The sequence below is a fragment of the Deltaproteobacteria bacterium genome, from assembly GCA_026388415.1.
Lineage (GTDB): Bacteria > Desulfobacterota > Syntrophia > Syntrophales > JACQWR01 > JAPLJV01.
Window position 1 is genome coordinate 1 of sequence record JAPLJV010000032.1, and the last position, 23,353, is coordinate 23,353.

Annotated in this window: 14 protein-coding genes; 8 read left to right on the forward strand and 6 right to left on the reverse strand. The window is 52.7% G+C overall.

Annotated elements, in window-relative coordinates; all coding sequences use genetic code 11:
* The 5 genes from NT140_07075 to NT140_07095 all read left to right on the forward strand — a co-directional run.
* Positions 1-387: TRIC cation channel family protein (locus tag NT140_07075; protein MCX5831634.1), on the forward strand; the 387-nt coding region annotated here is incomplete at its 5' end.
* Between the two features lie 373 nt (positions 388-760).
* Positions 761-1,132, forward strand: a complete 372-nt coding sequence (locus NT140_07080; GenBank protein ID MCX5831635.1) for a pyridoxamine 5'-phosphate oxidase family protein — start codon at positions 761-763, stop codon at positions 1,130-1,132.
* Between the two features lie 362 nt (positions 1,133-1,494).
* Entirely contained in the window at positions 1,495-2,871 is a 1,377-nt protein-coding gene (locus NT140_07085) for a caspase family protein (GenBank protein MCX5831636.1), read from the forward strand.
* A 464-nt stretch (positions 2,872-3,335) separates the two neighbouring features.
* Positions 3,336-4,502: an aminotransferase class V-fold PLP-dependent enzyme gene (locus NT140_07090; GenBank protein ID MCX5831637.1), complete on the forward strand. Its 1,167-nt coding sequence runs from the start codon at positions 3,336-3,338 to the stop codon at positions 4,500-4,502.
* Between the two features lie 332 nt (positions 4,503-4,834).
* Positions 4,835-5,242, forward strand: coding sequence for a response regulator (locus NT140_07095; protein ID MCX5831638.1), 408 nt, complete (start codon positions 4,835-4,837; stop codon positions 5,240-5,242).
* Here NT140_07095 and NT140_07100 read toward each other — a convergent pair.
* Positions 5,231-5,359 carry a hypothetical protein gene (locus NT140_07100; GenBank protein ID MCX5831639.1) on the reverse strand — a complete coding sequence of 43 codons (129 nt, stop codon included), beginning with the start codon at positions 5,357-5,359 and terminating at the stop codon, positions 5,231-5,233. The genes NT140_07095 and NT140_07100 overlap by 12 nt on opposite strands.
* A 580-nt stretch (positions 5,360-5,939) precedes the next feature.
* Here NT140_07100 and NT140_07105 point away from each other — a divergent pair.
* From NT140_07105 to NT140_07115, 3 genes are all read left to right on the forward strand, one after another.
* Entirely contained in the window at positions 5,940-6,812 is an 873-nt protein-coding gene (locus tag NT140_07105; protein MCX5831640.1) for a PAS domain S-box protein, read from the forward strand.
* Between the two features lie 211 nt (positions 6,813-7,023).
* Positions 7,024-8,277, forward strand: coding sequence for a sigma 54-interacting transcriptional regulator (locus NT140_07110; GenBank protein MCX5831641.1), 1,254 nt, complete (start codon positions 7,024-7,026; stop codon positions 8,275-8,277).
* A gap of 225 nt (positions 8,278-8,502) precedes the next feature.
* Positions 8,503-8,871 (forward strand): antibiotic biosynthesis monooxygenase, encoded by a 369-nt coding sequence (locus NT140_07115; protein MCX5831642.1) that lies wholly within the window; start codon positions 8,503-8,505, stop codon positions 8,869-8,871.
* Positions 8,872-9,033: 162 nt separating this feature from the next.
* Here the strand turns inward: NT140_07115 and NT140_07120 are convergent, their stop codons facing one another.
* The 5 genes from NT140_07120 to NT140_07140 all read right to left on the reverse strand — a co-directional run.
* Positions 9,034-17,619 (reverse strand): cyclic beta 1-2 glucan synthetase, encoded by an 8,586-nt coding sequence (locus NT140_07120; GenBank protein ID MCX5831643.1) that lies wholly within the window; start codon positions 17,617-17,619, stop codon positions 9,034-9,036.
* 125 nt (positions 17,620-17,744) lie between these two features.
* Positions 17,745-18,068: a hypothetical protein gene (locus NT140_07125; GenBank protein ID MCX5831644.1), complete on the reverse strand. Its 324-nt coding sequence runs from the start codon at positions 18,066-18,068 to the stop codon at positions 17,745-17,747.
* Between the two features lie 25 nt (positions 18,069-18,093).
* Positions 18,094-20,784: a bifunctional acetate--CoA ligase family protein/GNAT family N-acetyltransferase gene (locus NT140_07130; GenBank protein MCX5831645.1), complete on the reverse strand. Its 2,691-nt coding sequence runs from the start codon at positions 20,782-20,784 to the stop codon at positions 18,094-18,096.
* 128 nt (positions 20,785-20,912) lie between these two features.
* Positions 20,913-22,040, reverse strand: coding sequence for an OmpA family protein (locus NT140_07135; protein ID MCX5831646.1), 1,128 nt, complete (start codon positions 22,038-22,040; stop codon positions 20,913-20,915).
* Between the two features lie 115 nt (positions 22,041-22,155).
* The coding region (locus NT140_07140) for an ice-binding family protein (GenBank protein MCX5831647.1) at positions 22,156-23,353 on the reverse strand (1,198 nt) is incomplete at its 5' end.

A 23,353-nucleotide genomic window follows, 5' to 3' on the forward strand; every position in this document is an offset into this window, starting at 1 on the left:
TATGCGGATGCGGTTGGCCTCGCGGGTTTCACGGTCATAGGGTTTCAGAGGGGACTCCAGGAAACGCATGCGTACAGTATCGGAATCGTCATGGGCGTGACTACGGGCGTGGTTGGCGGCATCCTTCGTGACGTGCTTTCGAGGGAGATACCGCTGATTTTTCGCCGGGAAGTCTATGCATCGGCGAGCTTATGTGGCGCGGTTCTGCTTGCGTTCCTGTATCATCTTCGGTTGCCAAGTTTTATCATCGTGTTGGTAGCCACCTCGGTCACTTTAGTGAGTCGGCTTGCCGCTCTGCACTGGAATCTGGCTCTGCCGACCCTCTGGCTCAAAGAAGGCGGAGAAAATGCGACGGAAAGCGGACCAAAGGCTGGAGCGGACGATTGACAGCGCTCCTCAGCCGCCCGGTCATGCTCTACTTCAAAAGGTACTAATTGATTCTCATTGATACAGCCAAGTGAGGTGATAGATGTGCGATTTCATTGATATTTTATCACGATTGGCCCTATTGATAACCAATGGAAAGGTGAATATTTTGAGCGTGATTTTTTTAGCGGGAGGTGGTATCTTCCTTCCTGAACTTAATAATTGACGGATTTCGAGAACCATGCGAGAGTTCCCACAGAAATGCTTAAAGTGCTGTGGATTGAGGAAAACCAGTATTAAATTGTAAATCGAGAGGAATCGGTTTTCTTGGCTTAAGGTGCTTCGCGCGCGGGTAAAAGCTTTATAACCAAACAAGTATTAGGAGGGCATCGCGATGATTCCGGAAAAACTGCGGGAAGTACTGAAACATGATGGGGTGGTTGCCATTGCAACTTTAGGACAGGATGGACCACACATGGTTAACACATGGAACAGTTATATAAAGATTACCAATGATGAGCGTTTATTGATTCCTGCCGGTTACATGCAAGTAACGGAGGCTAATATTGCAACAAACAATAACGTGCTAATCACAATGGGTAGTAGCAAGGTCGCTGGGAAAAACGGCCCTGGCACTGGCTTCCTCATCAAGGGCACAGCGGCCTTTATAACCTCCGGCCCTGATTTTGATACAATTAAGGCAAAATTTTCATGGGCAAGGGCCGCATTGGCAATTACAATACTCTCTGCCACTCAGACTTTATAGTCTGCAGAGGAATTTCGGTGGTAGTGTTATATTAGTCTTTGGAAGCTCCATGCAATGCTTCCTTCGAAACACAAATTGTCATACATAATGAACTTTACGCGATATTCATTATTTTTTGCTCTCGCCTCACCATAAGGCAGGTGCTGTAAGTAACTCGGTTTAAACACTTACTACTTCAAAGGTGCGGTTTTAATAGGGTGATTATTCAAGCCGTTAGAGGTATTCGTATCTTCCTGTAATGTTGCACGCCTTCTTTTTCCCGTCCATTCAACTGTTCAAACGGAAATCCTTAACATCTAATTGCCATTTGGTGATCGTTGAAGTATAAGGAATATGGTTTCGCTAATGAGGGGAATATTTCTATGCAAGCCATGCCTATAAGAATCTTCCTTGTCCTGTTTATATTTGCTTTAATCTACCCATCTCCATTGATTGCCGCACGTCTAAAACCGCCACCCGAGATCAAGAGGGAATTGCCCACGCAACCCGAAATCCTCAAGAGCAATGCTGGCCAGAGGGAGTCGGCAGAAGTCTTGCCCGGATTGAGTTCTGCCCCTGAGCGGCGGACAGCCCTTGTTATCGGTAACGGTTCATATGAGACGGGCCGCCTGAAGAATCCGGTGAACGACGCAACAGACATGGCGGCAATCCTGAAGCATTTGGGTTTCAAGGTAATCCTCAAGACCAATGCCAGCCAGCGGGAGATGGACGAAGCGGTGCGGGAGTTCGGCAGAAGTCTTACACGGAGTGATGTGGGACTGTTCTATTTCGCCGGGCATGGCATCCAGACGGGAGGAAGCAACTACCTCATTCCCGTATCAGCGCGTATTGAGAAGGAAGAGGATGTCCGTTTTGAAGCCATTGATGCAGGTCGTATCCTGTCCGAAATGGACCACGCCAACAACGGTCTTAACATCGTTCTTCTCGATGCCTGCCGTAACAATCCCTTTGCCCGGAGTTTCCGAAGCGAGAGCCGAGGATTGGCCATCATTGGCCAAGTGCCGAAGGGTGCTTTTATTTCATACGCGACGGCTCCCGGAGATATCGCGAGAGATGGAGATGGGAGGAACAGCCCCTATACAGGCGCTCTTCTACAATATATGCAGACGCCGGGGGTGCCTATTGAGACCGTTTTCAAACGGGTCAGACTGAAGCTGGATAGCGAGACAGGGGGGAAACAGGTTCCTTGGGAATCGTCATCCTTGAAGGGGGATTTCTATTTTGTCCCCAGCGGTCCACAGGCAGCGGTAGTGGAGAGACCTGCGCCTGCTCAAGCCCAACAGGACTATGCTCTGTCACGCCCCCCGGTCTCCACGACCAATGAGATTAAAAGAGACGGTTACTTCATCGTCTATGACAACGGGACGGTTCTGGACACCAAGACAAACCTGATGTGGGCAGCAAAAGACAATGGTAGCAAAATCAACTGGGCAAATGCCAAGAGCTATTGTGAGAATTACCGGGGTGGTGGTTATACGGATTGGCGGATGCCAACACGAGACGAGCTTGCGGGTCTGTATAATAAGGGTATCGGTTATACGCCAGTTTGCGCAGCAAGTGGTGATACCGCCAAAGTACATTTGACTAATTTAATAACTGTGAGTTGCTGGTGGGTGTGGGCATCGGAAACTCGCGGATCCGAGGCTGTCCCCTTCAGTTTCCTTACTGGCGTCAGGGAATGGTTTCTCCAGTCCATCGACTACAGCCACCGGGCGCTCCCGGTGCGTTCCGGAAAATAGATTAATTGGTCATTTTCTCTATTCGGGTACACAGCGAAGCCCTGTTCACTCTAAAAATTATTGCTCCATTTCAAATCGTAATACACAGAGCCCATTATGTGAGGGATGTCAATAGTTGTGGTGTTAGATGCGCGACTTCATTGATATTTGATCAAGCTCAGCCTCATTGATAACCAATGGAAAGGTGGAGGGACCGTCGGCGCAATTACGGTAGGAAACGTGGAAAAACTTGACAGCGGATTTCCAGTTCTGTAGAGTGCAGGCGTGCTTCCTGAAGTCAGTAAAAAGTCAAGCTTGAAGAAAATGCTTGATTTCGAATGGTAATAGTTAAGATAATGTATCACATCAACTTGTATATCAGAAAAAACCTGTCTACTCGATTCAAACAACGTTCTTAAACAAAATTCTTGACAGCCCGCCCCACATTTTCTTACACTCCGCGGTATATTTTAGGAGACCACGATATGTCCTATCCAAGCGGTCGACATTTTTTACAGATTCCAGGACCGACTAATATACCCGAGCAGGTACTTCGGGCGATGGCAAAGCCGATCATAGATCACCGGGGGCCGGAATTCAAGGCGCTGGTATTTGAGGTGCTCAGCGGGCTCAAGCCGGTTTTCAAGACTGCTGGACCTGTTATCATCTTTGCCTCTTCGGGAACAGGTGCTTGGGAGGCGGGGCTGGTCAATACGCTCTCTCCCGGCGATAAGGTGTTGATGTTCGAGACAGGTCACTTTGCGACCCTCTGGAAAAACATGGCCGTCCGATTGGGGCTGGAGGTCGATTTCGTCCCTGGCGACTGGCGACACGGAGTTGATCCCTCTGTCGTCGAGACCAAGCTGGCCGAGGACAGGAATCATCTGATCCGGTCGGTCATGGTCGTCCACAACGAGACCTCGACCGGCGTGACGAGCCGCATCGCCGCAATCAGGAAGGCGATGGACCGCGCCGGCCATCCGGCGCTTTTCATGGTTGATACCATCTCGTCCTTGGGCTCAATTGATTACCACCATGACGAATGGGGGGTCGATGTGACAATAAGCTGCTCCCAGAAAGGGCTGATGCTGCCGCCAGGACTCGGATTGAATGCGATCAGCGCCAAGGCGTTAACAGCGGCAACAATTGCGAAGCTTCCCAAGTCTTACTGGGGATGGGAGGAGATGCTGGCTGCAAATAAAGGAGGATTTTTCCCTTCGTCTCCGGCCACCAATCTGCTCTACGGCCTGAGGGAAAGCCTCAAAATGCTTGCGGAAGAGGGGCTCGACAATGTTTTCAGGCGTCACGAGCGACATGCCGAAGCCACGCGCCGGGCGGTCCGTACATGGGGTATGGAAATCTGTTGCCTCGATCCGGAGGAGTACAGCCCAGTGCTTACGACGGTCGTGATGCCGGAGAAGAAGGGGGCGGACGTCTACCGTGATACCGTGCTGGAGAAATTTAATATGTCCCTAGGGAGCGGTCTGGGGATACTGAAGGACCAGGTGTTCCGGATCGGTCACCTGGGAGATTTCAATGACCTGATGTTGATCGGGACCTTGGCTGGAGTCGAAATGGGGTTTGCCCTGAATGGCGTGCCCTATAAACAGGGTGGCGTCATGGAAGCGATGGGTTTCCTTGCCGTGCATTGAATTGGAGTGATGGTGTTTTATATGCTGAGCATTCTGATGTCCGTGTCCGATTTGGGAGAGTGATTTTCCGATGATCGGGGCTGAACTTATCTTCCTGAAGTCCTAAAGACGTCAAGATTGCTGAAAATGCTTGACTTCCAATGGTTATCAATAATGTTGTTTCCACGATTGTTATGATATGATGACCTGTAATGCGAGGTGACACGGGACCAACGGATAGATCGTTGTGATATTGCGGTACCGCCGGGAAACCATGCGGTAACCGGAGAAAACAAAAGTCAACCTGCGGTATCTGGAGAAACCGGTCTACTCGACTCCAACGAGGTGACAACATGAGTGTGACTATGAAAACGACGATGAAAACGGAGAGGAAACGCATCCTGTTTGTGGACGACCGAGCCAGTGATACCCAGCTGGTGAAACTTTACCTGGAACGGACCAACGGTTACGTGGTCAGGGTAGAAAATGACGCCATGGCCGCACTTTCCGCGGCGGAGGAATTTCAGCCGCACTTAATCCTGCTGGATGTGATGATGCCGGGTATGGACGGCGGGGAATTGGCCGCTTGTTTTCAGGCGAACCCAAAATTGAAAGCCGTGCCGGTTGTGTTTCTGACGGCGGCCGTCACGATAGGAGAAGTTGAGGCGGGTGGTGGGCTGATCGGGGGGCGTCCCTTTCTGGCCAAGCCGATCGTACTGTCGGAAGTGGTCGCCTGTCTCAAGCATCACTTAGGCGGATGACACGTCGCGAAGCAAACCAGGCGAAGCCAGAGCCAGGGCAGAGCGGCGTTCCCTCATACCGACTGCGGCGATCTGCACAACGGCTTTGCCAGCGTGAAATGCAAAGACTGCGGCCACGAATACCTCATGGCATTTGCCTATAAACACTGCTGCTTTTAACGAGTAATCTTCATCTTGTGTGGCCACCCTGGAATGAAGATAAGTAGGTGCTAGAAATGGCCGAAACGTTTAATTTTCCCCTTGATTTTCCCTGAGGATTTCGGGTAGAAAGTTGCAAACTGGAGAGGACGATTATTTCGGTGAGCGGGAGGGAAATGTGCTTCCTGAACTACGCAATCCGGCAGAGTCATGAAATAGTCATGATTTATTCTGGTAATGAATGGCCAAAATCTCTTTAATATCCAAGTAGCTTTTCTCCAAGTATCCCTCAATATGTTGAGGTGCCGCTAAATATCGAGGCCAAATGAATCGTTTCATGCTTTTCTGCTGTTCTTCCTATTAATCTAACCATCTGTTATTAAATGATGAATCAAAGATTCTGATTTTCCTTCGGCTATTGGCAAGCCCTTTGCACTGCTGGCAAGATGATTCAACCGTATAACATCCAAACGAGTTTTTATCATCGACTATCTGATCACTGCCGCTATGTATGGCAACTTCAGGTTTTTAATGGTTGTGATTCGAGAAGGATTTACTAATGGGAAATGAAGCTGAGACCAAAAGTTCCTTACAGGTGTTGCAAGCATCTGAAACCCGATACCGACGTCTCTTTGAATCGGCCCAGGACGGGATATTAATTCTCAATGCGGAAACTGGGGAGATCGATGACGTCAATCCTTACATGATAGATATGTTGCATTACTCTCGTGAAGAGTTCGTGGGAATGAAACTCTGGGAGGTCAGTCCTTTCAAAGACAAAGTCTTTAATCAAACTGCCTTTGAAGAGTTACAGGACAAGGGATATATCCGGTACAAAGATTTGCCTCTGGAGACAAAAGAAGGAAAACCTATTGCCGTTGAGTTTGTTAGCAACGTTTACAAGGTTAATGGGGATAAGGTGATCCAATGTAACATCCGCAATATCACCGATCGCAAGCAGGCGGAGGAGGCGCTGAGGAAAAGCGAGAGGGAACTGAAGTCAAAAACTGAAAACCTTGAAGAAGTCAATTCGGCATTGAACGTATTACTGAAACGTGTGGAGGAAGGAAGGATAGAACTTGAGGAAAAGATTTTATCTAACATCAGGGAACTTGTTTTACCCTACATTGATAAATTGAAGAAGACACAATTATCTGATCATCAAGCCTCTTACTTATTTGTTATTGAAACAAATCTTGACAATATCGCCTCTTCCTTCCTCTATCATTTGAAAATGAGATATTTAAATCTTACTCACAGGGAGGTTCAGGTTGCTTCTCTTGTTAAGGAAGGGAAATCAACTAAAGAGATCGCCGTGTTGCTAAATATATCAATAAAAACTGTGGTATTCCATAGAAATAGTCTTAGAAATAAACTTAGTTTAAAGAATCATAAAGCCAACCTTCGAGCCCACCTATTAACCTTCACATAAGATCAAGTTATTGCCTGAATTAACCTAGTAATAATTAGGTATTGCGTTTATCAAAACGTAACCGGATAGTTATACAAAATATCTTTACGTCAAAAGCACTGAAAGCATGAATATCTTTCTTGGCAAGCCAATACGTTTACGCATTTTGGGGTACTCGTTTCAGTTTATCATACGTCTTTGTAATGAAATCTAAATATCTTAGGCCGATCAGATGATAACTGATATTATAAAAAGAAAACCCAAAACAAACCCCCAAACAAAGCAACAGCTTCGCCTTGAGGTGGAAGAACTTCGGACGAGGCTTGGTGCCACGGAGCGGCGCTTACACGAGGCTAGCGAATTATTGCAGGCTCAAATAACCGAGCGCAAGAAGATGGATGAGGTTTCAAAAGAATCTCGCAACGAACTGGAACAACAAGTGGAGGAGCGGACGATCGAACTGCAGACGGCTCTTTCTGCAATCAAAGCGATGAAAGACCAGCTGGAGATCGAGAATATTTATTTCCGTCAAAAAAACAAAATGATAAATCGTTTTGGGCATATCATCGGGCAAAGCGATGGCCTCAAGTATGTTCTCTATAGAGCGGAACAGGTTGCTTCCGGGGACACAACGGTCCTCATCCTTGGCGAGACCGGTACGGGGAAGGAGCTGATAGCCGCCGCCATCCATGACATGAGTCCCCGCAGGGAACGGCCGCTGATCACGGTTAACTGTGCCGCCTTGCCGGGCAATTTGATTGAGAGCGAACTCTTCGGTCGGGAGAAGGGGGCATTTACCGGGGCCGATACCCTGCAGATCGGCCGGTTTGAGGTTGCCAATGGTTCCACCCTGTGCCTGGACGAGATCGGAGAGCTGCCCATGGAGGTGCAGGCCAAGCTGCTCCGGGTGATTCAGAATAAAGAGTTTGAGCGTCTGGGATCGTCCCATACCGTCAAAGTTGATGTGCGGATCGTGGTCACGACCAATCGCGACCTGGAGGAGGAGATCCGCAAGGGCCGGTTCCGGCAGGACCTTTACTACCGGCTCAACGTCTTTCCCATCACGGTCCCGCCCTTACGGCAGCGGCAGGACGACATTGCCCTGATGGTTGAAGCCTTCCTGGAGCGGTTTTCCCGGAAAATGGGCAAACAGATTACCTCAATCCAGAAGGAGGCGATGAAGGCACTACTGAGTTACCCGTGGCCCGGAAACGTGCGGGAGCTGGAAAACATCATTGAACGGGCCGTGATTTTGTGCACGGGGTCCATTTTGCAACTGACAGACAAACTGAAAGTATCATCTCCCGCACTTTTATCCACCTTAGGGACTCTGGAAGAGACGGAGCGCAACCAGATTATGAAAATCCTTGCTGAAACCAACTGGCACATCGAAGGAACGAACGGGGCCGCAGCAATTCTGGGCCTCCATCCGAGCACCTTGCGAGCAAGAATGCACAAGCTCAAGATAGTCCGACCGGAGACATAAAAAAACCAGATTAAACTGTCCCCTCCCTTCAACATATCCCTCAATATATCGAGGTTCCACTATATATAGAGGCTAAGCGAATCATTTCATGCTTTGCTGCTGTTCTCTCCCGTTAATCTAATCGCCTGTTATTAAAGAATGAATCCAAACTTCTGATTTCCCTTCGGCTGTTGGCAAGCCATTTGCCGCTAAATTTTTGTAATCATACGAATAATGGTCGTTCTTATGATCTTAGTAATCTTACAAATGAAGGTCCCTTCCAAAAAGCGCATGGAGTTGTCACAGACGATTTCTGCACTCTCCGGCTCCATAAGGATGGAGAAGGGATGCAAGTGCTGCGATTTCTGCCAGAGTATCGAGGATGAAAATCGACTCTTTCTTCTTGAAGAATGGGATACCCAGGAGAACCTTATGACCCACCTGAAGTCGGTGCATTTTAAGGTGCTCCGGGGGGCGATGAGCCTTCTCCAAGAGCCCTTTGAAAGGATGTTCTACGAGAAGATTGCCAAGAGCAGGACTACCTTCTATGACTCTGAGGTGGTGGATACCTGTATGAGTCTTTTCAATGAGAAGGACTTTAAGATGGAAGGCTGACGCGTCTTGTGCAACTTATAACCAGTAATCATTACTTTTTATGATTACCGTTGCCTAACACTTTGAAGAAAATATCCTGAGACGTCTTTTTTGCTAAGAATTACGGGTTGAAAGCTGCTACCAGTATGTATCGTTGCCTAAGATTCGATCATCCGGTCGTATTCACGATGATCCCTGGTGGAGACCAATTCTCACGTCTACAGAGTGTTCCTGATGGTCGTCAACAAGGGTAATCGTTGCACCCTGTTGCGGGGCGCCGTCTACGGTCACACTCGTTGCGCCATCGCCTGCCTGTGTGCGCATAACAGCGATGTGGTATACCGTTTCCCGATACCGGTAGTGCATCTTGAAACCCTCCCAATCCGCCGGGAGAAGTGGTACAAAACTCAGTCTATCGGCCTCCATCCTCAGCCCCAGGAGTGATTCCACGATCAACCGGTACATCCAGCCGGCCGCCCCGGTGTACCATGTCCAGCCGCCCCGGCCGGTGTGCGGCGGAAGCGCGTAGACGTCAGCCGCAACGACATAGGGTTCGACTTTATAAGTCGCCATTGCCTCAGGAGAATTTGCGTGATTCACCGGATTGATCATGGCCATCAGTTCCCAGGCGCGCCGACTGTCGCCCAATTTCGAAAAGGCCATCGCCATCCAAATCGCCGCATGGGTGTATTGCCCGCCATTCTCCCGTACACCGGGGACGTATCCTTTGATATAGCCGGGATTCAAATCAGACTTGTCGAAGGGTGGGGCCAGGAGCTGGATGAGATTCTGATCTCTGTTGATAAGATACTGATCCGCAGCCTCCATGGCCATGAGAGCGCGCGCGTCGTCGCCAGCGCCGGAGAGAACAGACCAGCTTTGGGCAATAGAATCAATTCGGCATTCTGGGTTACTCAGCGATCCCAGCGGCGCGCCATCGTCGAAGTAAGCGCGGCGGTACCAAGCCCCGTCCCAGCCATGCTGCTCGATGTTCCGGCGCAGGTGATCCGCCTCTGCGTCGCAGCGATCGGCAACGGGCAGATCGCTGCGACGGCGGGCAACCTCAGTGAATTGCCTGAGTACCGCATACAGGAAAAAACCCAGCCAGACGCTTTCGCCTTCCCCCTCAACCCCCACCATGTTCATGCCGTCATTCCAGTCGCCGGAGCCCATGAGCGGTAGTCCGTGTACGCCATACTTGAGACCTTTCAGGATGGCTCTCACGCAGTGGTCGTAAAAACTGGCCGCTTCCTGAGATTGGCCGGGCATATCGTAATAGGAATCCTCTTTTTCGCTTATCGGGCGCCCCTTAAGGAAATGGATTGTCTCATCCAAGACGCCATAATCACCTGTGCTCCCGACGTAGCGGCACATCGCGAACGGCAGCCAGAGATAATCGTCGGAACATTGAGTGCGCACACCGCGGCCAGAAGGAGGATGCCACCAGTGCTGTACATCTCCCTCAGGGAACTGACGACCGGCGGCCAGAAGAAGGTGCTCACGTACAAGACGCGGCTTAGTATGGATGAGCGCCATTACGTCCTGCAATTGATCACGAAAACCAAAGGCGCCCCCGGACTGGTAGAAGCCGCTGCGCGCCCACAGGCGGCAGGCCAGCGTCTGGTACACGAGCCAGCCGTTGGTCAGAACGTTGAGGGACTGGTCGGGCGTTTCGACGTTCACTTCACCGAGCGTGTGTTGCCAGTATTGCCAGACCGCTTCGAGCACCTGGCGTGCAGCCACAGATCCGCGGCAACGACGTACCAGGTTGCCGGCATCCTTGACATCCCGCCCAACGCCAAGTTTGAAGATGATTTCGCGCTCTTGCCCATCGGCCAGATCGAAGGGAATCTGGATCGCAGCGCAAGGGTCCAGGGCAGCCCCCACTCGGCCGGAGAGCCGCAGCCGGGTCATCGCGGCCGGACTCCGAAGCGTGCCGTTTCTCCCCAGAAATTCCGTCCGGTCGCCGCTTACCGTTCGGGTTGGTTCGTCAACGCTGAAAAAGGCAGTCCGGTCAGGAAACTCCGTATTGTAAGGGTTCCGCGCGAAAAGCGCTCCGCTCACGGGGTCAATTTCCGTGATCACCTGCATGACTGTCTTAGGTCGCAGATCTCCCAGAACCCATTCCGCATATCCCGTCACAGAGAGTCGGCGTGATCGGCCGGACATATTTTTTACCTTTACCACCGTAAACTTGACTGATGCGTCCATAGCCACATAGACCCAGGTCTCGGAAAAAATGCCCTCCTCAGTATGTTCGAAGACGCTATAGCCAAATCCGTGCCGGGTAACATATGGCATCGTCCCCCGACTGGGAAGCGGCATGGGAGACCAGAAGTGGCCACACTCTTCATCGCGGATGTAGAAAACTTCCCCGCTCGTATCACTTACGGAATCATTATACCAGGGAGTAAGGCGGAATTCGTGCGCATTCTCCGCCCAGGTATACGCGGAGCCGCTTTCCGAGATGACGGTCCCGAAATTCGGATTTGCCAGCACATTCACCCAGGGCGCCGGCGTTACCTGATCAGGTGTGGTGGTGATGATATACTCGCGTCCATCAGGGGTGAATCCGCCCAGTCCATTGAAAAACAGCAGATCATGGCGAGGCAGGGCGGCAACTGCCGTGGGGACAACACCGTCTGTCCGGGTCGGTGTAAGCTGCGGTACGGTAATTATCCCAATCTTCCTGCGATTCATCTGGTCTGTCAGAATCCCCCAGCGGTCGGAGATGATGACACGAGCGACTGTTTGGAGCAGAATGCGCTCCTCATTGGATATTTGGTCAGCTGGCCTTACGAAAATCCCTCCCGGTTGATCCGTAACGAGAGCGCTGACGCCTGCGGCAACGAGCCCCATAATTTCATCCTGAAGCTGTTGCCGGTAACCGGCGTGATCCTCGTTCCAGATCACCAGGTCCACCGCAAGCCCTTTTAAGCGCCAGTAGGTGTGGGCCTGAATAAGTTGACGCACCAAAGTAATATTGGCCGGATCTTCAATACGCAGGAGGAGAATGGGTAAATCGCCGGAAATGGCGTAGCCCCAGAGGCCGGATTGCCCGCGGCGATTCTTCATGATGACGCTGGCATCGGCACGGAGCGAATAATTGGCGTAAATTAACGAGCCGGCGAGGCTTCCGTAAAGCTGCGCGTCGGCCTCCGTGGCATTGATCTGCCGTAAAAAAATATCGCTGTGTGTCCATGCCAGATCGAAGACCCGGTCTGCAAGACGCCGATCCTGGTATTTCTCGACCAGGTTTAAGGCTGCCTCGCGTGTTTCCCCCATGCCGGAAACAATATTGACCGTAGCCGTTTCATCGGCAGCGAGTGTGATGCGATAACGGATGGAAACGATCGGATCCAGCACGGACCCCTCACTGCCGGAGAGAGCAGACCGATTACCCATCGCTTGCGGGTCGGCAACCGTATGGCCGCGGCCGATGAACCGCAGACGGTCGGTCTCATAAGAGATTTCTCCGATATCGCCGCCATGCACAGCCATCAGATGAAACATCCAGGGCGCGTGCTCTCCTTGGGAACGGGGTCGGCGGGTGCAGAGAATAGCTTGTTGCCGCCGCAGAACCTCGGTCTGCACAAAGAGATTACTGAACGCCGGATGCAGCGCATCGGCGGCCGGCGGGGCAAGAACGATCTCCGCATAACTTGTCACATCAATGAAGCGGCGTTTTCCGGAACGGTTGAAGATGGTAATGCGCCGCAATTCAATGTCATCTTCCGGCGAAACGGCAATTTCCGTGTGCGTGTCCAAAGCGTGGTTGACGCAACGGAATTCCGCTTTGTCCTCCGAAAAGATCGCTTCATAGGTATCCGCTTGTTTGAGCGACGGCTGATAGGACGTTGACCAGAATTCGCCGCTCGCCACATCACGGAGGTAACAGAAGGAGCCCCAATTATCACAGGTGCTGTCTTCGTGCCAGCGGGTGACGGCAATATCTTTCCAGCGGCTGTACCCGCCGCCCGCGTTCGTGATCATCACATGGTATCTGCCATTTGACAACAGATGCACTTCCGGTTTTGGCGTGTGCGGACTGCCGTACACGCGTATCGGCGGCGGCGCGTCCAGGAATTCAGCATGGCGTTCCGTAAGCTCGGCGGTGTGCGCCGTGAACGCCGTCGCTTTGGGGATGCGCTCCTGGAGCAACAGCATGGTCGCCTGAAACATCGGTTCCGCCTCAAATCGCTTCTGCATCGGACAGTCCAGGAGTACATAGGCCAGAGAAAGGAAGCTCATGCCTTGATGATGAGCCATGAAGGAACGAACCACGGCGCTTGACTGTCCGCGCGGCAGCCGGGAAGGCGTGTAGTCAATGGCTTCATAGAATCCGTATGGTCCGGCCAAGCCCTCCGCAGCGAGTCGTTCGAGATTCAGACAGGCCTCTTCTGGCGCCACCATCAGCGCCAGCGCCGAGGCATAGGGAGCGATGACCAGATCTTCGGCGAGTCCGCGTTTGAGTCCCAGACCGGGTACGCCAAAAGCGCGGTACTGGTAATTGAGATGAACGTCAATTGCGTTGTAGCCCGATTCCGAACTGCCCCAGGGCACTTTGCGTTTCTTCCCGTACTCGATCTGCCGGGCCACTATCCCTTTGCATGTTTGGTCGAGCAGGGTATGTTCATACGTCGGCATCAGCAAGAGCGGCATCAGGTATTCGAACATCGAACCGCTCCAGGAAAGGAGGACCTGCTCTCCACCAGCAGCGGTAAGCAGGCGTCCCAGGGCAAACCAGCTCTCCTGCGGCAACTGTCCCTGGGCAATCGCTATGAAGGTGCAGAACCTTGCTTCTGAAGCTAAAAGATCGTAGTAACTTTCATCACGACGACGTTCACCAACGTTGTACCCGATGGCCAGGAGATGGCGTACCTCATCGTACAAAAAGCCGTATTCCATCTGGGCAAGTTCGGTGATTTGCCGTGCCAGTTTTTCGATAGCAGTAATCCTTCCGCGGGCAAGTCGGCCTGCCTCCGTCAACGCGTCCCTCCCAAGGCGCACAACCTGCGTTCCTCCACCAAGATTGGCCAATTGGTGCAGCGTGGGGATATCGTCGCTGTCCGGCAGTGCGCCGAACCTCTTAGGCGGCGATTCCGGCAATGATAGCCAAGGCGCAAGAAACATCAATTCTTCAAAGACAATCCGACATTGACTGGCCAGGGCCTGCGCCCACCATTGACTCTGGCTTTTGGGGGCGGTGTCGGGATCATCAGGTAGAGGCGCACGGCATCGCGTCTCCACTGCCGCGGCAGCCGTTGCCAGCTGCTCAAGGCACAACCGCGCCGCCGCCAGCGTGGAGGGTGGGGAAGCGATGGCGGACTTCAGCAGTATTTGCAGTTCAGCAAGTTGGTTGGTAGCAGTATTGCCACCCACGTCCTCGAGGATACGGACTGTGTCGCTGATCCCCTCCAATATGCGCGTTCCCAGGATCGGATCATCGGGAAGTGCGAGCAGTCCCTGCCGCAGTGTCAGCAAATGACCGGCCAGGTTACCGCTGTCCACGGTCGAAATGTAAGCAGGTTGCAGCGTCTGCAGGGATTGCGTATCGTACCAGTTGTAAAAGTGGCCTCGGTATCGTTCCAATGCTGCCATCGTAGCGAGTGTGTGTGCCGTACGTTCGATGAGTTGTCCCGCCGGGATATAGCCGAAGTCATAGGCAGACAAATTTGCGAGCAGGGCCAGGCCCATATTGGTCGGCGACGTGCGATGCGCGATTACGGCAGCGGGCTGTTCCTGATAATTGTCAGGAGGGAGCCAATGATCTTCCGGGCCGACGAAGGTTTCAAAGAATGCCCAGGTCCTGCGGGCAACCTTCCGGAGAAAAGTAACCTGGTCAGCCGTCAGCTTTGCTTCGCGACGAGCCAGCGGCAGACTGATCCACCAGGCGACAACCGGGGAAACAAACCAGAGTCCCAGTATGGGCCCGGCCACCGCTAATGATGCTGATGACAGGGGCCTCGCAAAAGCCAGATAAATAACCGTGATACCGGCAAGAAACGGACCGATCCACATGGAGCGGCAACAGGAGCCAATGTCCGCATGGTCGTTGCCATATCGCTCGTTCGACGTATTCCATTCGAGGAGCCGTTTGCGGGTGACCAGCATCCGCCAGCCCGTGCGCACAATGGCATCGAGACTGAAAAACGCCTCATAGGGAAGACAGATGAGCGTAAATGCCGCCTGGGCAATGTGCCGCCCGACGGAGTGCAGATTGGCAGCGATGTGCTGACTTATCAGTACATCGTCCGGTTTCTGAAGCACTTCTACGAACGACACAATGACCGAGGGGATCAGGATTACGCCCAGCACCGCCAGCGTCCAGAAGCAGGCCGCCGGCAAGACCGTCCAGCCCAGCAGCAAAAGGAGTGTCAAAGCCGCCGGTACGAGACTGCGCCTCAGGTTGTCAAATATCTTCCATTGAGACAACCAGGAGAGCGGGTTTTTTTGCAGGTGCAGATCAAAGCCGGGAACCCCCGAGAACAACCAGTGCAGAAGCTGCCAATCGCCGCGGATCCAGCGATGCCGGCGGCTCACATCGGCATTGTAGCGAGACGGATATTCTTCATAGAGCATCACATCGCTCAACAGCCCCGCCCGCGCGTAACACCCTTCCAGCAGATCGTGGCTAAGAATCCGGTTCTCGGGAAAACGTCCTTTGAGTGTCCGCTCAAAGGCGTCAACCTCGTAAATGCCCTTGCCGATGAACGAGCCTTCGCCAAACATGTCCTGGTATACATCTGAAACTACGTGGGTATAGGGATCAATGCCGGGTTCGCTGCCGCACATGGTCGCGTACCGCGAACGGTTCATGCCGGGCAGACTTGCGGCGACCCGCGGCTGAAGGATAGCGTACCCCTCACAGACTCGCTGCATATCTTCGCTGTATCGCGCCCGATTCAGCGGGTGCGCCATGGCGCCTACAAATTGCCAGGCTGCATTGCGCGGCAACTGCGTATCCGTGTCTAAGGTGATCACATACTTCACGTCCGATAAGGCAGTCGTGTCACCGATGATGAGAGAAAAACGATCAATTGCGTCCTTCCCACCGGACAGGAGGGCATTCAAATCCGCCAGTTTGCCCCGTTTACGCTCATAACCCATCCAGATTTGCTCCCGGGGATTCCAGCGACGGGGGCGATGGAACAGGAAGAAGGTATCGCCTCGGGAATGGCCGTACTTGTAATTCAGTTCTTCGATCCCCTGCCGAGCCAACTGCAACAGCGGTTCGTCCTCAGGGAGCGCTTCCTCCTTGGCGTCTTGAAAATCGGTCAGCAGGCCAAAGTGCATGTTCACGTCCCGATTCGCCAGGAACCTTACTTCCAGCGCCTCCATCAGTTCGGCGATACTTTGTGCGCTTCTCAGCATCGTCGGAACCACCGTCAGCGTGCGGAATTCCGGTGGTATGCCTTTGGAGAAATCCAGTCGCGGCAGCAAATGGGGTATCGCCAGCAGCGTCACCAGCCAATTCACCAGGGCAACGGCAAGCTGACTTGCGCTTAGCACTGAGAGGAATCCGATCAGAACAATTAACCATCCCGGCAAAGCACCGACTCGCGATGTTGCCATCCCTACCTCGACAAAGATTGCCGTCAGCAGCGTGATTGTACCCAGATAGACGAGGGAAGGACACCGGCGGCTCCATCGCCGCAGATGTTCAAGCGGGGAAAAGCGTACTGCCAGCGCCGCTTCGAGCTTTGGCAATCCCTTGTCTATCAGGTAGAAGCCGACATGGGCAGTACGATCATCATTGCCTTTCTCATCGGCCTCCGCCTGCGCCAATCCGATCGTTTTGTGCGCCACTTCGCTCTCGGAAAAGCGGCTGTGTTTCGCTATTTTTTCCACGACATGGCGATACCGGTCACGGGTAGAAAAATCCATTCTGCTGTAAACATTGCCGGGATCCTTTCGTAGAGTCTGTTCAACAACGCTCATCGTCTCGACGAACTCTTGCCAGTCCATCGCACCCAGGCAGCGAAGACTGCCGATGCTGTTGCTCATGGATACCTGATCGGCGGCCTGCTGTTGGTTTTCCTCCTGAACCAGTTGCTGGAACGTCTGGCCGCTCTCGGAAAGCCGCTGCTCAAGCCAGGTGAGTGGCAATGACAATGCAGGACCCTTCCCCTGCAGGCGGCGAGCCATTTCTGCGATAAACGGGCTCACCAGCGGCGGGTTCGATCGCGCCATGTCGGCGATCAACAGGATGAGACTTTTCGGGTCCTTTGCGGCGCTCTCCGTCATCTGGTCTGCCCAATAGTCAGCCAGACTGCGGTCAATCCTATCGGCGGCAATGCGGGCGGCAATGCGCCGGAGATTCTCGATGAGCGCCAGACGGAGCATAATGGGAATGGCCCACAACTCACCTAATTTTAGTGCGGTGACCGTCAAGTAGGCGGCGGCAAATCTGCCAAGGATCTCCGGATCTACCCGCCCGTCGCCATGGGAGATCATTTCCAGCGCAAGGTCATATACGCGTGGCAGAGCAGCCGACGGGCCATTCAGGAGGCGCGGGAGTTCCCGGCTGTATCCCATTGGCAAGTGCCTTCTGGCGGTGCGAATCTGCTCTTCAATCAGGTAGAAATTGTCAAGCAGCCATTCCCCAGCAGGCGTAATCCGACGGTTTGCCTTAACCGCCTCCGTCAGCAAATTTTGGACGCCGATCAGGATGCTTTCATTCTCCGCCAGCCGTGTCAGAAGACGATCCGGAGTGTACCCGGGACTTAACGTATGTGAGCTCGCGAGGGCCTTGCCATGCTGCTCCATCTGATCAGCGCTGAATAACTCCGCTCGCAGCGGGGGCTCGTCAGCACATTTTTGTGTCAAAACGTTTCTGCGAAGCCCGGTCCACCATTGAGATAGGCTCACGAAACCGGTCCTGTTGATCAGCTTCACTCTTCAAACCTCGCTATTAGCATCTGCCTGAGCTCCTCACCCTGCACAATCTCTTTTTCCGAAAGGAGATGGGCCAGGCTATCATTGCCATAAACGAGATGCTGTTTGAACTGGCTGTAGGGAATCGTCTCCAGCTTGGGAGAAAAAAAGTATTGTTGCAGATAGGTAAACAACAGCAAGGAGATCAGAAAATACCAGATACTGAAATGCGTTTTCGGTGGTAAGCAGTCCTTTTTTTTCGATATGTCCCGGGATGCAAATAGCGCCCGAACTCTCTCCTTTAAATCTTCCAGCGATGCTCTTATCCCATTTGCCACCATGTTGTTTTACTTGCGGCCCCTCCGTTCATTCTTCCGGGGCTCCTTGTTCCTGCAGCATCAGCAGGGCTTCACTCGTGCCACCGGGAAGGCAACGCGTTGTAAAACCCAAGCGTCTGAAGATGCTGAGCATTTTCTTGTTCTCCGTAAGAACATCTGCCCGGATGTTTTCAAGGCCTCTTTCACGGGCTATCTCAATGAGCATCTCGACAAATTTATAACCGAGGCCTTTCCCCTGAAACCTGTCATGGACAAGAAAGGCTACTTCGCCGGACATCAGGTTCTGGTCCATCATCAGTCGTGCCACCCCGATCATCTTTTTCTTGCCGTCTTCACGCAATTCCGCAACGATTGCCATGTGCCGGTCATAGTCAATATTGCAGAAAAGGATAAGCCACTCATGGCTTATGTCCTTGATAAGGGAAAAGAACCTGGTCCTCAATGTTTCTTGAGACAGGGAAGAGAGCATTTCATGCTCAGCAGGCTCATCTTCGGGTCTTATGGGCCTCAAAAGCACTGCGGTTCCATCAGAAAGTTGCCAGGGCTTGATGTACTTCGTTGGATAGGGTGTAATAATTAAATGAGGGTAGGGCGATCGGTCAGCAGTGGCATATTGCTTGTTGATGATGATCCTTGCGTCCAAGGCAGTGGCTTTGCCATTGGATATGGCAAGGGGATTGATATCTATTTCTGCTATTTCAGGAAAGTCAATGATAAGATTGGAAAAATTTACAAGGATTGCCTCCAGCTCCTCAAAATCTGCCGCGGGTTTGCCCCGAAAGCCCTGGAGCATTTTGAAAACTTTCGTATCCTGTATCAACATCTTTGCCAATGTCCGGTTTAGCGGTGGGAGACCGATCGAAAAATCTTTGATGAACTCCGCCATAGTGCCTCCCATCCCAAAGAGGACCACCGAACCGAAATCTCTATCCTTTTTGGCCCCGAGAATGAGCTCGTAGTCAACATCGGTGACCATCTTTTCTACGACGACACCCAATATGGCGGCTTCCGGGGCGCCTTTTTTCACCCTTAGCATCAACTTCTCATAGGCTTTCTTCAGGGCTGCACTTGAATCAATGCCCGTGATGACGCCACCCACATCGCTTTTGTGGGAGATGTCAGTTGAGGCGATCTTGATAACAACCGGATAACCGAGCTTTTCTGCTATGCTTATCGCGGTTTCGGGATTACCGGCAAATTCCGCCATGGCCACCGAAATACCGTAGGTCATGAGGAAATCTTTGGACTCCTCCTCGTTAAGAATCGTCCTTCCTTCCTTAAGGGCTATCTTGATATACTCTTTCAGGTGACCTGTCGAAGGTGCCTGTTGCGCCGGCAACTCGTCAGGGGTCTCATAGAGTTCATCGAGATGTCTTTTATACCTGCACATATTCACATACGTTCGGACAGCCTCCTCCGGCGTGTCGTAATTCGGGATGTTGTTCTCAACAAAAATGCGCCTTCCTTCTTCGACGTCCTTTGCTCCCATCCATGTTGCAATGACAGGTTTCCGGGCGTTTTTCGCACTATCGGCCACCATTTGCGCAACTTGAGTTGAAGGGGCAAAATCCAAAGGCACGTAAATGACGAGCACTCCGTCCACCAGAGGGTCGTCGAGGCATATGGCGATTGCTTTCGTGAACCTTTCGATGGTTGCGTCTCCCAGTACGTCTATAGGATTGGACTTGCTCCAGTAAGGTGGCAATAATGTATTGAGTTGTTTCATGCTCGCTTCAGAAAGTTCTGCCAGTTCCCCTCCCAGATGCATCAGGGCATCCGTGGCCATTACGCCAGGACCGCCAGCCGATGTTACGATGGCGAGCCGCGGACCAACGGGCAGCCGCTTTGAATCAAGAACCACGGCGGCAGCGAATAGTTCGGCTATTTCCCCGACCCTCACGACGCCGGCCCTCCGGAACGCTGCATCATATACTGCGTCGTCCCCGGCCATAGCGCCGGTGTGAGATTGGGCTGCTTTGGCGCTCTCGGCGAATCGTCCCGGCTTTAAAATAATAATAGGTTTTCGGCGTGCGAACGCCCGGGCCGCACTCATGAATTTTCTCGCGTTGCCCACACTCTCCATATAGACCAGGATGCTCCGGGTACTCTCGTCATTTCCCAGAAAATCAATCATGTCGCCAAAATCAACATCAATCATGGAACCCAGCGATGCAAACATGCTGAAGCCGATCCCCGCGCTGACTGCCCAATCGAGTATCGCGCTGCCGAGGGCGCCGCTCTGAGAGATGAAGGCGATGTTCCCCGGAGGAGGGTCGCCCCGCAGAAAGGTTGCATTCAAACCCCGGGAGGGTCGCACAAAACCGAGGCAATTCGGACCCATAATACGCATCCCATATTTTTTTCGGATGCCCTCGATTTCGCTCTCTAACTTTACGCCCTCTGCACCTATCTCCTTGAACCCGGCGGAGATTATTATTATCCCGCTAACGCCTGCCTGACCGCATTCCTCAACCAGTGCGGGCACTGAGCGAGCGGGAGTAGCCACAACGGCCAGATCCACATGCTCGGGAACGCCGGCGATGCTGGAATAGCTCTGCACATTCAACACCTTGCCGGCATTGGGGTTTACCGGAAATATTTTCTTCTTACTTGACCGGAGCAGGTTCTCCAGGATTGTCCGTCCGACGGCGCCTTCCTTCTCAGTTGCACCGATCAGTGCGATCGTCTGGGGATCAAACATCACTTGTATATTGCTCATGCTTCGGTGCTCCTATTGCAAGATGATTTCAAAAAGAACTTTCCTGTTTGCCTTTGCTGCTTTTGAGTAAATCTCTTTCGGTGCTGCTTCGTACATAAAACACTTTCCGGACCCTTAACCCGACGCTCCTATTTCACGATTATTTCAAAGAGGACCCTCATGTTTGCCTTGGCCGCTGCCGAGTAAAGCTCTTTAGGCGCTGCTTCATAGACTGCCGGGCTTTTCTCGCCATAGCCGATTGTGGAAAGCCTGTCCCGTGTAATGACGCCTTCGTTAATGAGGTATTCCTGGACAGCAATTGCCCTTCTTTCGCTCAACTTCTGGTTGTAGGCTTCCGTGCCGGAAGCAGAGGTATATCCGGCAACGCGGATTTGAGCTTTGGGGTTATCAATCAGAAGCTGGATGTTCCTTTTCAGTATGATCTGCGCTTCCGGCCTCAGGGTAGATTTATCAAAATCAAAATGTACATCCTCAAACGCCAAGACAATGATCTTCGGCTCAGCTGCGGCGACCATGACCTTTTCCTCGATCTTTGGCTCTTCCGCTACGATGATGACAACCTTCTCCTTGACTATTGGTGGCGGTGGTGGCGGCAAAGGCTTAACTTCAGGCTTGACCTCTGACGCGGGCTCAGGCTTTTTTTCCTCATACATCGCAACAGGTGCCGGTGCCGGTTTTGCCCGGCCACCGAGCGCAATAGTTAGTCCAATTGTAACTCCGACATTATGGTAGGTGTCCTGCATAATCTCGGTAACCATATAATCTTTGAGATCGAAGCGGAAGGCGATATCGTCCGTCACCCAGTACTTTGCTCCCACACCGACATTAAAAGCGGCCATGTCCTTCGTCGAAATCTCGGGACGATAGTGGGCGCCCCCGAAACCGGCCAGGACAAAGGGTGTGAATTTACCCTCGGGCATAAAGTGATAGACGAGATCGAGATGATAAGTAGTAAGGTCCACTCTATCCATGGGACTTCCGAATTGCCCTTCCGTCAGACCCGTTCTTGCCCTGTCATCAACATTGGTGCGAATAAATTCCCCGGCGCCTTCAATACCAAAATGTTTCGTGAAATTGTAGCCAAGCCGCAGGCCAAATACGGCGCGATTTGCCAGATTCTGACTGTCTTGGAAGAAATTGTACCCTGCGAACGGGCCAACTTCAAACGATCCTGCCCTTATCTCGGAGCGAGCAGACAAGGGTAGGAGAAAAATAAACGCAGCTACCATCAGCGCTGCACGATAAGTTGTTTTCATTGTACGTCCTCCTTTATGTTGCTACGTCTTGATGAAGCAAAAAGGGAGACAGGTGAATTATGACGTATAGCCTGTCTTCCCTTCTTGCCTGCTTGCATGCCTATTACCTCATGCCTTACGGCTGTGAGACCGCGTTCTGATCGAGATTGACCGCAGTCTGCGCCAGCAGTCTGCTATTCGCCGACGCCTTGTTACCGAAATTGATTGCAGTTTTCGCCAGTACAACGCCCTCGATGTGCGCGTTCGCTCCCAGCGTCACAGATCCGGCGACCTGCCAGAAGATGTTTTTGGGTTGTGCGCCGCCAAGCAGAAACACATTCGTATTGGCGCCCGTCGTGAGAGTTAACGCGATCTGGAAGATCCAGACGTCATTCGGACCACCCGAAAGAGTGACATTGGTTGTAACTGGCAGTGTCACGGCGGTGCCCCACGTATAGGTGCCGGGGGGGAGCGTTTGCCCACCGAGATTTCCGGTTCCGACATTCAAGAAGGCGGCGCCAACTCCTGCGGGTCGTCCGGCAGCGTCGGTGTACGCGGTTTCCATGTCGCCCTTGGCCGTGGTCACGTTAGTCGGAGTAGGGGCCGCATAGTCAAATGCGTAGACCTTTCCGATTACTTGACCGGCGGAAGTTGAAAATGCACTCCCTAAGGGCAGGTTCAGCGCCCAAGGACCGGTGATGGCACTCGAGGTGACTCCCGGGCCTACTCCCATATCGCCCGTAACCACCGTTCCGGCCGTGGCATTGGCGATCCCCGTGAGGGCAAAAATCGCATAGTTGCCGGCCAAACCAAGAGGCACTGGAGCTGGACCTAGCCCTAGGGTTACGGTTACGGTATATGTAGCCGTTGTGCTGTCTGCCGCGGTTACGATGTATGCCACCGGACTTGTAAAGTCATTCGCCGTTGCCGTGCTCGTCTGAACCGTCGTTCCCACCTTTACGACGGGCCCTGTGGCCGTGAATGTCGCAACCAGGGCCGTTACGGGGGTAGCGGGCGGCACGGTTACCGCTATGGTCTTGGCCGCTTCATTTATAATTCCTACAGAATCGGTAAACCCGGCAAACGAGTAGGCGGTAATGGCCTTGGCAGAGGCCGAGGCCACGGTTACGGTTACGGTATATGTCGCCGTTGTGCTGTCGCCGGCAGTTACGATATATGCCACCGGACCTGTGAAGTCATTCGCCGTTGCCGTGCTCGTCTGAACCGTCGTTCCCACCTTTACGACGGGCCCTGTGGCCGTGACGGTCGCAACCAGGGCCGTTACGGGGGTCGCGGGCGGCACGGTTACCGCGATGGTCTTGGGCGCTTCATTT